The organism is Muriicola sp. Z0-33, from assembly GCF_026126425.1.
Taxonomy (GTDB): domain Bacteria; phylum Bacteroidota; class Bacteroidia; order Flavobacteriales; family Flavobacteriaceae; genus JAFMPW01.
Genome location: NZ_JAFMPW010000001.1, coordinates 515,092 through 528,003, shown reverse-complemented (window position 1 = coordinate 528,003; position 12,912 = coordinate 515,092). Strand labels below are relative to the sequence as shown.

Annotated in this window: 12 protein-coding genes; 6 read left to right on the top strand and 6 right to left on the bottom strand. The window is 40.0% G+C overall.

Annotated features, from left to right (window positions below; all coding sequences use genetic code 11):
* Positions 1-6: 6 nt before the first annotated feature.
* Complete coding sequence (locus J1G40_RS02335; RefSeq protein ID WP_265240668.1) at positions 7-2,379, bottom strand: GAF domain-containing protein; 2,373 nt, start codon at positions 2,377-2,379, stop codon at positions 7-9.
* A gap of 237 nt (positions 2,380-2,616) precedes the next feature.
* Here J1G40_RS02335 and J1G40_RS02330 point away from each other — a divergent pair, with 237 nt between their 5' ends.
* Complete coding sequence (locus tag J1G40_RS02330; RefSeq protein ID WP_265240667.1) at positions 2,617-3,516, top strand: metallophosphoesterase; 900 nt, start codon at positions 2,617-2,619, stop codon at positions 3,514-3,516.
* Between the two features lie 71 nt (positions 3,517-3,587).
* On the opposite strand, the gene J1G40_RS02325 is transcribed toward J1G40_RS02330, so the two are convergent.
* The 5 genes from J1G40_RS02325 to J1G40_RS02305 all read right to left on the bottom strand — a co-directional run bounded on the left by J1G40_RS02325 (position 3,588) and on the right by J1G40_RS02305 (position 8,939).
* Positions 3,588-4,310 carry an energy transducer TonB gene (locus tag J1G40_RS02325; RefSeq protein WP_265240666.1) on the bottom strand — a complete coding sequence of 241 codons (723 nt, stop codon included), beginning with the start codon at positions 4,308-4,310 and terminating at the stop codon, positions 3,588-3,590.
* A gap of 190 nt (positions 4,311-4,500) precedes the next feature.
* Complete coding sequence (locus J1G40_RS02320; protein ID WP_265240665.1) at positions 4,501-6,087, bottom strand: Gfo/Idh/MocA family protein; 1,587 nt, start codon at positions 6,085-6,087, stop codon at positions 4,501-4,503.
* Positions 6,084-6,578: a DoxX family membrane protein gene (locus J1G40_RS02315; protein ID WP_265240664.1), complete on the bottom strand. Its 495-nt coding sequence runs from the start codon at positions 6,576-6,578 to the stop codon at positions 6,084-6,086. The genes J1G40_RS02320 and J1G40_RS02315 overlap by 4 nt, the downstream gene beginning before the upstream one ends.
* Positions 6,579-6,728: 150 nt before the next feature.
* The gene (locus tag J1G40_RS02310) at positions 6,729-7,472 is read right to left on the bottom strand and encodes a slipin family protein (protein WP_265240663.1); all 744 of its coding nucleotides are present in this window, start codon (positions 7,470-7,472) and stop codon (positions 6,729-6,731) included.
* A 204-nt stretch (positions 7,473-7,676) separates the two neighbouring features.
* Positions 7,677-8,939, bottom strand: coding sequence for an aminotransferase class V-fold PLP-dependent enzyme (locus J1G40_RS02305; RefSeq protein WP_265240662.1), 1,263 nt, complete (start codon positions 8,937-8,939; stop codon positions 7,677-7,679).
* A gap of 113 nt (positions 8,940-9,052) precedes the next feature.
* Between J1G40_RS02305 and J1G40_RS02300 the strand changes: the two genes are divergently transcribed.
* The 5 genes from J1G40_RS02300 to J1G40_RS02280 all read left to right on the top strand — a co-directional run bounded on the left by J1G40_RS02300 (position 9,053) and on the right by J1G40_RS02280 (position 12,911).
* The gene (locus J1G40_RS02300) at positions 9,053-9,631 is read left to right on the top strand and encodes an NAD(P)H-dependent oxidoreductase (RefSeq protein WP_265240661.1); all 579 of its coding nucleotides are present in this window, start codon (positions 9,053-9,055) and stop codon (positions 9,629-9,631) included.
* A gap of 95 nt (positions 9,632-9,726) precedes the next feature.
* Positions 9,727-10,194 carry a RidA family protein gene (locus J1G40_RS02295; RefSeq protein WP_265240660.1) on the top strand — a complete coding sequence of 156 codons (468 nt, stop codon included), beginning with the start codon at positions 9,727-9,729 and terminating at the stop codon, positions 10,192-10,194.
* A 16-nt stretch (positions 10,195-10,210) separates the two neighbouring features.
* On the top strand, positions 10,211-11,305 hold the full coding sequence (locus tag J1G40_RS02290) for a D-TA family PLP-dependent enzyme (RefSeq protein ID WP_265240659.1): 1,095 nt from the start codon (positions 10,211-10,213) through the stop codon (positions 11,303-11,305).
* 93 nt (positions 11,306-11,398) lie between these two features.
* Positions 11,399-12,046 (top strand): hypothetical protein, encoded by a 648-nt coding sequence (locus tag J1G40_RS02285; RefSeq protein ID WP_265240658.1) that lies wholly within the window; start codon positions 11,399-11,401, stop codon positions 12,044-12,046.
* A 103-nt stretch (positions 12,047-12,149) separates the two neighbouring features.
* On the top strand, positions 12,150-12,911 hold the full coding sequence (locus J1G40_RS02280; RefSeq protein WP_265240657.1) for an SDR family NAD(P)-dependent oxidoreductase: 762 nt from the start codon (positions 12,150-12,152) through the stop codon (positions 12,909-12,911).
* Position 12,912 lies beyond the last annotated feature (1 nt).

Sequence of the window (12,912 nt, the reverse complement as noted above, 5' to 3'; positions counted from 1 at the left end):
TAAAGATTAGGCCTTCAATTCTTCCATCAGATCATCATAGGTGTAGGTTTTGTTAGACTCTTCGCCCTTTTTGTATAGAATCTCCGCCCTGATGGCCTTTAGACCTGATACCCCTTGAAGTCCTTCTAATTCTACTATCTCAATATTATTGGTAAAATAGCCCTTAGCTTTCAGGAAAGAAATATACCTCAAGTACTCCTGTTCATCTTTCCGTTGTGAATAGACGATTGCAAGCTTACCATTTTGGGTAAGCCTTTCACTGGTTCCTTTAATAAAGGATTTATCAATTCTTTTTTTGATGATTTCGTATCTGGCGTTATATGTCCCGTCCACATCAAACTGTTTCTCATCCATTCTAAAGCGAATAGACAATGAAGTGCTATAGACCAGGATGAGAGAAGCTACATCTAGTTGTACAGGCAATTCTGGTTTAAGATTGTAGTAGGTATTCTCCATTTCACACATTACCTGTAACTGCCACAACCTTAAGTTGTTAAGATATAAGGAATTAAACTTTTTATTCCCGGAAATAGATTCTCCAATATACATATTGTGTTCTACCCCATCAGTCTTATAACGCTCAAAATAATGAGGGAACATTTCCTGCGCCTGCGCTTGCTTTTGATCTATAACGGCTACCAGGCTCTTGTTGATTTCCATTACGCTTTCATCGTAATTTCTTCTGTGGTCATAATATGTGTGAGTAGTAGGATCTATAGTCTTTTCATATTCCTGTACCAGCCTTTTGAGTTCCGGATCAGATTTCTTGTAGTGCTTAAACACGGGTGCTACTTCATCCTTAATGAAATCGAAGATATTCTGTTCACTACTAGAATATAGGGTGTCTTTAATACTGGTAATCAGGTTTTCGGCCCTAAAGATGAGTTCTTCATAAATCGGAAGCTTTTCTTTCTCAAATGCTATTTTAATTACTTCATTAATTGCTGTTAGCTGTATAATCAGGTCTCGCTGTATTGCCGTATTTCTTGCATTAGAAGAACCTTTAATATCTACCTGTCCATAAAGTGGATAAACATCATTAAATACAATTTCCTGGAACGACGGCTGTTGTCCCTGAAGGTCTTCCTTAATAAATCTCTTGGCTTCTTCCTGAAAACGCCAGTACACTGAAGAATGAACAGAGGTACATTCGTTCTGAATTATGGCATCAATTAAATTCTCTTCTTCAATTTTGGAACGAATTACAGCCGAAACAATAAAAGGCATTATATCATCTAACTTTTGAGCATTAACGGCATTGAGTTCTCCCTTTTTACTGGAAACAACCTCTAATACCCCAAGTAAATCGCCATTTGATGCAATTGGCGCAAAAACAGCACTTTTAATACCCTGTTCCTTGAGTCCTTTGTAAGGCGCTGCACCTTCCGAGACCCTGAAGAATCTGTCCACATCGGCAATGGCAAAATAGGTGTTATCTACCAACAATTTCTTATAAGAACCCTGGCACAGGGCATCATTACACTCTTGTTTTTCATCTTCCCGGAGAATAAAGCTTTCCATCCCCTTGCCATAGACCCGCTCAAATTGATCCTCACGCGCATTATAGGTCACAAAACCAACTTTGAGATTTTTGGTTTTAAAAAACGATCTGAACGTTTCCTGCAAATCCTGAATAAAATTTTCATTGCCCCTTTTATCATTCCCGATCAGACCCGATTTAATGTCAGAAATGGCCTGTTCTGTAGTAACATCGAACATATTGGAGATAACAAATCCTTTGGATATAAAACTCTCCGGGGGAATTTTTGTTTTCCAAAGTTCCAGATCGTTGGGATTATCCAGAAGTTCATCCACATCATCCTGGGTAAGATCCAAAGAATTTTCTGTTGGCAATACTTCCAGGAAATCTGCATTGTACAGTATCCGATAATGGCGCATTACACCGTTGGCATCAGGTATATCGTAAAAATAGGGTCTGCTAAAATCAAACTTATAGCCGTAGTAATATCCAAGGATCACCACACACCCCATAATATAATCTATTCCTTCAGCAAGGTTTCTTAATACGGGTTTAAAATTGGGCCCGGCAGTTTCTACTATTTTTTGAAAACGTTTTGAAGAATTAAAAACGATATCGTAATAAGGCAAAGAAGCAACCTTTATTTCATTTTCTGTTAATACCTCTGAGAAAGAATCCTGTAGAATAATTCTTATGACGTCTTTGTGTTCTTCTAGGAGAGAAACATCTGTAAAACCTTCACGTAATTCGGGAAACGGGGCCTGAGCCTTCAGCACACGCTTCGCCCTGGCCGCTAAATCCTTATCCTTGCTTTTTGCCATCTCATCATAGCGCTTCAAAAGCTTATCAAAGCTAATGAGATGCTTCAAGGGCATAATCTTTTCCTTACCTGCCATCATAATTTGTTAGTCCGTATATTCCCTGTAAAATTACAAAAGAAAGCTTTTTGTAATTGTTAAAGGAATCTTTACGCCCATCCGCGCTTTTTTTAGGATATTTGAAGGTCATTAAAAAAGGTCTGGAGACTTTCAGGTATTTGAAAATTTCTTTGACTTATTAAACGATATTTCAATTTTATATATTGATTATCAGTGCTTTACAACTTTATACTTGTCTTATAATTAATAAATCGTCGCATGTCTTCCAATTTTAGACTTACAAGGGCCTATAAAAATGCCAAGGTGATTCCCTTTGATGATTCCTCTAAATTTATCCTTTTTAGCGATTGTCATCGCGGGGATAATAGCTTTGCGGACGATTTTTCTAACAATAGAAATATATATTTCCATGCCCTAAGGCATTATTACAATGAAGGTTTCAACTATTGTGAATTGGGCGATGGGGATGAACTATGGGAAAATAGGAGTTTTGAGCCTATTTTTTTAGCTCATAAGAATATTTTCATGCTCATGAAGCAATATCATGAAGAAAACAGGCTTCATATGCTGTGGGGAAATCATGATATGGTCTATAGAAAGAAAGGGTATGTAAAAGAGCAATTGTACTCCTATTTTGAACCTAAAGAAGAAAAAGAGAAAGTACTTATGGAAGACCTGGTCTATCATGAAGCTATTGTCTTAAAGCATCAGAAAACCGGGCAGGAGTTATTCCTGGCTCATGGCCATCAGGCAGATTTCATGAACTACATAGGCTGGAGGTTTAATCGGTTTTTGGTACGGGTATTATGGAAACCTCTGCAAGTCTGGGGAATTGCAGACCCTACCAGCCCAGCTAAGAATTACAAAGAACTTATAAAAGTTGAGCGTAGAATTAAAAGGTGGATACTTCAAAACAATCTTTTAATCACAATCGCCGGACATACCCACAGGCCCAGGTTTCCGGAACCGGGAGATATCCCATTTTTTAACGATGGTAGCTGTGTACATCCGAGGAGCATTACCGGAATAGAAATTGAAAATGGCAGCATCTCACTAATAAAATGGCAGATCGCTACCACTGAGACCGGTATTCTTAAGGTCATCCGGGTACTACTTGAAGGGCCTCAAAAGCTGATAGATTATATGGATAAGGGGTAAAAGTTGAGCCCCGTAAACGGGGCTCGTTATTCAAATTGATCTTGTGTGTCTTATAAGAAAGTAAGTAGTTTCTATTGGATTCTAAAATTAACAGGAATACTATAGGGTACTCTTACGGGTTTCCCTCTTTGCATTCCGGGAGTCATCTTTGGTAATGCTGCTACAATTCGATGAGCTTCTCTCTCAAGTAGTTTGTCTGGTCCTCTGGTCCTGATACCATTTACGTACCCCTTAGAATCTATACTAAATTGCACGTACACTTTACCCATGATTCCCAGCTCCAGAGCAACTTCGGGGTAATGAAACTCCTTCATAACGTGCTCCTGCATTTTCTTTTGAAAACAAGCTTTTCGCTCATCATTGTTTGTTAGGTTCTCACAACCGGGAAAAACGGGAACATTCTCAATAACAGCAAATGGCACCGTGATTTCCTCTTCTAATTCACCTACTTCTACATCATCGACATCCAATACTTCTTCAATTACAGCATCCTGACTTGTTTCCGTACTTTCAATAATAGTTTCTTCAATTTCTTCTGCATCTTCAACTATTTCAATCACTTCGGGAGCAGCAGGTGGTGGTGGCGGAGGTGTTGTTTTAAGCACTTCCGTTACAGGAACATCTTCCTTTAGATCATCTGTGGCCGCAATGGCCTCAACCAAAACATCTTCTTTAGGATAACTTTTATATTCTAAAGCTCTCCATGTTAAGAATAAAACCAGGCTTAATCCAATTACAAAGTAAAGCCCGCTGTTTCGGTTTAAATCGGCGTGTGGATTTTTCTTGACTTGCATAACTCTGAGATTTAAATACTTGAAATTAACATAGTTAAACACCATTTAATATGATATTTATCACCTTTTCCAAGCTTCTCAGAATAAATAGCAACTCTGCTCCAAATGACCGGATCATTGAATAACCCCAAAAGCCAACAACATTTAAGATAGTTGAGAAAATCCTGTCAGAACGCCATTGCCCTAATTACTACATATCAGAAAGTAAAACTTCATTAAAATCCACTCCTTCTACAGGTACCAGTTTTTGTTCTGATTCGTCCCATTCAATTCTTCTCCCCAGTTTATATGAAATTCCAGCCATATGGGCACTAATTGCTTCATCAAAACCTTCTTTAATGCCGCAACTGACTTTACTGCCATTTTTAATAGCACCCAGCCACTCCTGAAGATGTAAGAAAGTAGAGTCTACCCTTACCCCATCAATATATGTCCACATTAATCCCTTATCCGCAAAGTATTGCGAAGTTGCAGAGGCAACTGCATCCGGCATATTTGCCCCCGGATTGTACTGATATACCGGAATATTGGGCATCATCTTTTTAGCCTCCAGCATTTCGGCATATTTGGTAGAGCCCCTATCGGGCCATATTGTAAGTCTGTTCCCTAACTCCAGAGTACCGTCATGTCCCATTAAAATGGTGGGTCTGTTATAACCATTGCCCAGGGTAGCACTGTATACAAAAGTCATCCCATTTTCCTTTCCTGCATCCTGGCTGCTTCCCAGACTATAATTTGGGAATTCCATGTTTACCTGCAAAACATCAGGTACGTTACGCCCGTCGTTATGGGTATAAATACCTCCCGAAGCAGTAACCGCCTTAGGAATCCCCATATTGAGAACACAGTTCAGACGATCGTAATCATGGGTCAGAAGATCTCCGGATAAGCCAGAACCATAAGCCCACCATTTCCTCCAACGGAAAAAATGATTTTTATTAAATGGAATTTTAGGAGCAGAACCCAGGAATAGATCCCAGTCAATAGTTCCTTCATTGGCTTTTTCATGGATATCATAATTCCATGCCCCATTGTCGTCATTTCTATTGGTATTGGTTTGTACTAAAGAAACATGACCAATAACTCCTTTTTTCATAATATCCTGAGCCGTTTTAAAACTTAGGGTTTGTCTGTGCTGGTGCCCCACTTGCAGTATAGCATTAGATTTCTCAGCGGCATCTCTAAGCAAATAAGTCTCTTCAATAGTGTGGGTCATTGGCTTTTCTAGATACACATGAACATTGTTTTCCAAAGCATCAATGGCCATAGGTGCGTGCCAATGATCCGGAGTAGCAACAATGACTGCATGTACATCTCCACTTCTGATCATGTCCTGATGCGTCTTATAGCGCTTCATGGTGCTCTCTTTGGTTGAAAAAGAACGAATTGCTTTTTCTGCTCTTACATCAAAAGCATCACATACTGCAACGAGTTTCACATTTAGTTTTTCCTGGTTTAAGAAATCTTCCAGTCCCTTATTTTGAGGATTCTCTTTTACTTCCTCCTCCATTTTAGCCAACCATTCTTTGGTGGCAAAACCTAATGATCTGCACAATTGCTCTCCTCTTATACCAAACCCGATAATACCTACCCTCAAGGGCTCCCCACTAATGTCCTGGACCACCGAAGGCAATGAGGGTTGTATATTGAGCTGTTCCAGTATTTCAGAACGTTTCTTTTTTTGAGTTAAAGTACTGGCTGCACCTGCCCACCATACGGCTCCAAGAACAGGCACTCCTCCTAATCCTTTTAATACGTCTCTTCTGGTCCACTTCATAATTCTTCTGTTTTAGTGATTTGTTTGGTTTTTGAAAAAATACGTTTAAATCCAAAATGATCTCCGGTAGGGAACTGATAAATGATCAGGCAGCCAACAAGCTCTATCAAATTCTTATTGACAAACCAATAACTGCCCTCCACGTTCAATTGAGTTAACCACGGAAATGGGGGATGCGCCCAATAATATAATGCCAGTAGCGCTACCCCGATAAAAGCCCCTAATTTCTCATATATGCCAAGAATAAAAGTGATTCCGACAATAACCAAAGCACCGCAGTTCATTATATCTACCCATTGAATAATATTTTCATTGGCGAGGGGCACAAATAAAAATTTTAAGGGACCCTGGGCGGTGGCAAGGTAGCCGAAGGACGTCCATTCCGGATTGTACAACTTAATGACACCTTCATATAAAAAGTGCCAGCCTATTAAAATTCGTAAAACAACAATAGTGTTCCTAAAGTTGCCATTTATATTGGTGATTCCCATATGAAAGAAATTTGAGTTACAGAAGGTTTTTTTGAAGAGGCCAAGCTATAATCCTTATTATTGAAATACTATGACATATGTCAGGAATCTCAACAGAAGAATTCATAGGTAGCCAGCGCCAACTAAAATGTACTGAAATTTATGGAATTTTTATGTTTCTTCTTTAGAATTTCTAGGCAATACCTCTTCCGGGAATGGGAAAAGAATAGTAGAATTTTTCTCTGCGGCAATATTTGAAAGCGTCTGGTAGAGTCTTAGTTTAATGGCAGACGGAGACTGATCTATTAGCTTTCCAGCTTCCAGAAGTTTGCCCGCGGCCTGTTCCTCTGCCAATGCTAAGATGATTCTGGCCCTCCTTGATCTTTCAGCTTCCGCCTGGTTGGCCATCATTCTTCTCATGTTTTCAGGTAGTTGAATATCTTTAATTTTAACGTCAATTATATCAATTCCCCATTCGCTGGTTTCCTGCTCAACAATCTGTTTGATATTCTTGCCCATTTCTTCACGCTTACTCAAAATAGTATCCAATTCAACTTTACCGCAAACATCTCTTAGGGCAGCCTGAGACAATTGGGTGATCGCGAATTTATATTCTTCTACCTCCAGGACTGCCTTCTCAGGATTATTGATCTTAAAGAATACTACCCCGTCAATACTGCATGGTACATTATCCTCTGTCATTACTTCCTGTGAAACCACATTGATTGTAATTACCCTGATATCTACAATCTGTACAGTTTCAACCAGGGGAATTACCCACCTGAAACCTGGTTTCAGTGTTTTGATATATTTACCAAATCTAAACTTGAGTGCCCGCTTATATTCAAAAATTATTCGGATACCGGCAAGTAAAAAAAGTCCGAATAAAATGCCCGATAATAGTAAAGGTGTCATGATAGAAAATATTTTCGAAAATAAAAGCACCTATTAATTGTGCTCCAGATATCATAAGTAAAGTGATGTATCACCAATTATACCCCAATAATGTGTATTGGTTGATATGGACAAAATGTAATTTTCTGCGCCAAGGGTTCCTATTAAAGTTACAAAAAATTAATGTCCGATTTCGAATATTGCCCTCCTTTTTAAATTGTGAGGTTAAACGCGTTCGGCAAGTGTCTTTATGGCCTTTACAAACTGGTCTAATTCATCGAAGGTAGTATATACATTTGGTGTAATTCTACAGCCCTGAACATTTGCATAATCTATGGCCACTGTAAAAATCTTGAATTCATCCAGGAGGGTTTTGGCAAGGTGGGCAGGTTTTATTCCTTCTATGCCTACATTGGCAATGCCGCAGCTCCTATGCGGTTCAAGAGGGGTATTAATGACTACTTTGGGAGTTGTTCTTAACTGGTTGCTCCAGTATCGTTGTAATTGGCGCATTCTTTTTTCCTTCCTTTCCATTCCGATCACTTCCAGGTAATCTATGGCATCTTCAATGGCCAGATCGGTATGAACAGGGTGGGTCCCGGTATGGTTAAGTCTGCGAACATCATTGGGGTCATCAATGAAATCTGCCAGTAGCGGCCATATTTTAGGAATATGATCCCTTGAAACATAAAGCAATCCTGCTCCCAGCGGGGTACTCAGCCATTTATGTAAGCTAGAGCCGTAATAATCGCAATCTAATTCTTTAATATCTACATTAATATGACCCACACAATGCGCACCATCAACCATAACCTCAACACCATGACTGTGAGCCATATCACAAATCTTCCTTACCGGTAAAATCTGACCGGTAATGTTTATCATGTGGCAAACCATAATTAATCTGGTCTTTGGGGTGATCTGCGATTCGTAGAGTGCTACTATTTCTTCATCAGAAGCTGGGTGATTAGGCACCGAAATTATTTTATTAACTATCCCGTATCTTTTTGCGACCAATTCAAAATGGTCTCTCATTGAGCCGTAATCCTGTTTAGCAAAGACGGCTTCGTCCCCGGCTTTCCATGGGAAGCCTCCGATTATCAGATCCAAAGATTCTGTAGTATTCCTGGTAATTACCAATTCATCATTACCACAATTCACCAGCCTGGCCAATTTATCAGCTACTCGCTTTTTGTTGTCCCACTGTACGGTCCTCATATAATGAGATCCCTGGTAATTGACCATCTTCACATGCTCTACAAATTTATTTATAGTGGGTTGGGGGGCTATATTATAATAGCCGTTTTCCAAATTGACGTATTCGGGCTTTAGGGCGTAATCTTTTCGTATCCTTTTCCAAAAGTCATCTTCAAAATGGTAATCATAGCCCTCAGGTACATTAATAGTATTGGCCTTTAACGTCATTGGCAAAAATGGGCTCACTGCAGCTAATCCTACCATTTGCCTTAAAAAATCTCTTTTATTCATAATTAGAACTTGAGACTACAAGTTAAAAAAAATGTATTCCAATACACTAGAGAATTTATAACTAACTTGTCTTATTACTCTTGCTTTCATTGCTCAATAATTAAAAAACTTCCATGAAAAAAATACTTATCATAAATGGTCACCCGGATGAAGAAAGTTTTAATTTCGCCATTGCCGAAGCCTATAAAAAAGGAGCCCAATCCTCCGGGGCAATTATTCAGGAAATAAACATCCGTGAACTTAGTTTTAACCCAAATCTGCAATTTGGATATCGCCAAAGGACAGATCTTGAACCCGACCTTTTAGAAGCTCAGGAAAAGATTAAATGGGCAGATCATTTGGTTTGGGTATATCCGGTATGGTGGGGTTCTGTACCCGGAATTATGAAAGGCTTCCTGGATAGGGTGCTACTTCCCGGATTTGCATTCAAGAAAAGAGAGGGTTCTGTCTGGTGGGATAAGTACCTGACCGGCAAATCTGCTCGAATTATCAGTACTTTAGACCAACCGGCATGGTTCTACTTTCTTATAAATCACAGGCCCAGCTATTTCGCAATGAAAAAATTGACATTAAATTTTATAGGAGTTAGCCCGGTAAGGGCAACCACAATTGGTCCTATCAGACTATCTAAACCAGCTTACCGGTCCAAATGGCTAAAAAAGATTGAAAAACTGGGAAGAAAAAACAGATAATTAGAAATCTAATCCCCTGAGAGGATTAGTTTCAAGCCTTTTACATTCACCTACTAATATGGTATATTTAGACTGTAATCCTAAATTATACTCATATGAATATGTCTCCTTCTCAACAACTCAAAGCAATGGGAGTAGTACTGCCTCCTGCCCCTCCTCCAGCCGGAGTTTATAAACCGGTTTTGGTCGTCGACAATTTTCTTTATGTTTCCGGGCAGGGACCCATGCAGAACGACGGCAGCTTAATGGTAGGAAGAGCCGGGGATGATCTTAATCTTGAGCAGGCCAAAGAAGCAGCTCGTCAGGTAGGTTTAACTATGCTCTCGACGATTGTAACTCATTTTGGTGAACTGGATAAAATAAAGAGGGTGGTTAAGGTGCTGGGAATGGTTAATTCTACGCCCGAATTTGGGCAACAGCCATTGGTTATTAACGGTTTTAGCGAATTGATGGCCGAAGTCTTCGGACCCGAACATGGCATCGGTGTACGAAGTGCCGTAGGCATGATGCTTCCAGGAAATATCCCAGTTGAAATTGAGGCCATGTTTGAACTAATTAAATAATTCAGTTAGCCTAAATATGCGAAATTGGTATAGCCTCAAAAACACGGAAGACCTGGTATCTCCTGCTCTGCTTGTTTATCCGGATAGAATAGAAAAAAATATTCGGAAAATGATCGAAATGGCCGAAGGTACAGATTTCCTCAGGCCACATGTGAAAACACACAAAACTGCCGAAATTATTCAGATGCAGATGGCTCATGGGATACATAAATTTAAATGTGCTACCATCCCGGAGGCCCAATTATTAGGAAAATGCGGTGCAAAAGATATTCTCCTTGCCATGCAGCCTGTTGGCGCCAATATTGGAAGATTTTTTGATTTGATCACAGCCTATCCAAAATCTGAGTTCTCTACAATTGTAGATAACCTTAAAAGTATAAGTGCTATCTCGGAAATGGCGGAGAAACGAGATCTTGAAGCAGCACTATATCTTGATCTGAATACCGGAATGAATCGTACGGGAATTGCACCGGGGGAAACTGCCATTACGCTATTCAAAACAATTACTTTACATCCAAAGTTAAAATCCAAAGGCTTACATGCCTATGATGGGCATCTTAGACATACAGAACCTGCAACACAAAAAACCACCTGTGATGCTGCATTTAATGGAGTATTGAAACTAAAGGAAGCTTTGAAATCTGAGGGTTTTATGGTTGAAAATATAGTGGCCGGGGGTTCCCCAACTTTCCCGATACATGCCAAAAGACCGGGGGTAGAAGCAAGCCCTGGAACTACCTTACTCTGGGACAATGGCTACGGTACTTTATTCCCTGATATGGGTTTCGTGACTGCCGCTGTTTTATTTACCAGAATTATCAGTAAACCTGGTCCTTCATTAATATGTTTAGATCTTGGGCATAAGGCCATAGCTCCGGAAATGCCCTTCCCCAGAGTTAGGATCTTCGGATTGGAACATTGTGGGCAAACAGCACAGAGTGAAGAACATCTGGTAGTAAACTGTCCTGAAAACAATAACTTAGAAGTAGGAGACGCTTATTACGCCATACCACAACATATTTGCCCTACAGTTGCCAAATACAACGAGCTTCTCACCGTGGAAGACAGAGAAATTACAGGCTCATGGCAGGTTGCTGCAAGAGATCATTAGCATTAATACGATTTATGACTTTCGTCGAATTTAACAGCAAATTAAATCCCTGTGGCAAGGTATTTGTTATTTTTACGACTAAATAATGCTGCTATGAACCGTATTATTCCCCTTCTTGGCGTCTTCTTACTGCCCTTAATAGGTGCGGCCCAGTCCGATATTCCCAGGACAAAGCCACTTAAAATTGAAGCTGAGAACAATCTGGACATCAAAAGCAGTCCAAATAAGGGAACAGTGCTTAATATGCCATCAATTTTGGATAAAAAGTCCAACATAAATTTCAAAGATTCTATGAATCAAAGAAATATTAAGATGCTACCTGATACGGAACTTAAACAAGCCGGGCACGACCTTAAAATAGACCCAAAAGTAGGAGAGGCTGAAAAAGGAAAGTCTGGTAAGCACTTTGGCGATATGTACCTTGGGGACGTCAAAACTGGCGGCAAATTCGTTGGGATAGTATGCCGCGATCACGAATATGTAGATGGCGACAGGGTAAGAATTTTTGCCAACGGCCATGTCATAGATCCAAATATGTACCTTACCGGAAGTTTTAAAGGTGTCAATCTCAATCTGGAAAAGGGATTCAACCGTTTGGACTTTGAGGCACTGAATCAGGGTTCAAGCGGGCCAAATACTGCCCAAGTTGATGTTTATGACGATCAGGGACAATTGATTTATTCTAACAAATGGCTACTTTCTACCGGTTCTAAAGCCTCGCTGATTATTGTGAAGGACTAGCACAGTTCCAATTGGCGGCACCCTTGGATAATCTCTTTATCTATTTTTACCTGCTAAGCTACATTTTTCCTAATTTCACCTAGAAATTAATCTACCATCTCCTTTGAGAAAACTTGAGGATAAAGTATGCATAATAACAGGTGCAACAAGCGGCATGGGAAAAGCCATTGCTGAAGCTTTTGCATTGGAAGGTGCCAAACTTGTACTCTCTGGAAGAAGTAAAGAAAGGGGGCAAGCTCTTCTTACAAAAATTAAGAATTCCTCAGGGCAGGCCATCTTTATATCAGGAGACGTCAGTCAAAGTTCAACTAATAAAAAATTAGTAAATGCTGCAATAGAGCAGTATGGTGCCCTGGATATCGTTTCCTTAAATGCCGGAATCCTGGGGCTTGGTGCCGTTACAGAGCTCTCTGAAGAATCGTGGAAGCAAACACTGGATACTAACCTGAGTTCAATTTTTTATATCTGCAAATATGCCTTACCTCACTTAGCCGAAACCAAGAATGGCAATATTATAATAAATGCTTCAATAGCTGCTTTCAAAAGCTTTCCAAATCATCCTGCCTATTGTGCTTCAAAAGCTGCATCCGTTGCACTTATGAAACAAATTGCTGTAGATTATGGCCCGGATGTCAGAGCCAACGCCATTTGTCCCGGACCCGTGGACACTCCTTTACTTTGGGAATCTGCAAAAGCTTTTGAAGCGCCGGAAAAGGCTGTAGAAAATGCTGCCCAAGCCACTTTACTGAAGCGACTAGGGGCTCCGGAGGATGTGGCTAAACTGGCCGTATTTCTTGCATCAGAAGATGCTTCCTGGATAACCGGATCCACGATTAACATCGATGGAGGTATTCTGAATGTCTAGA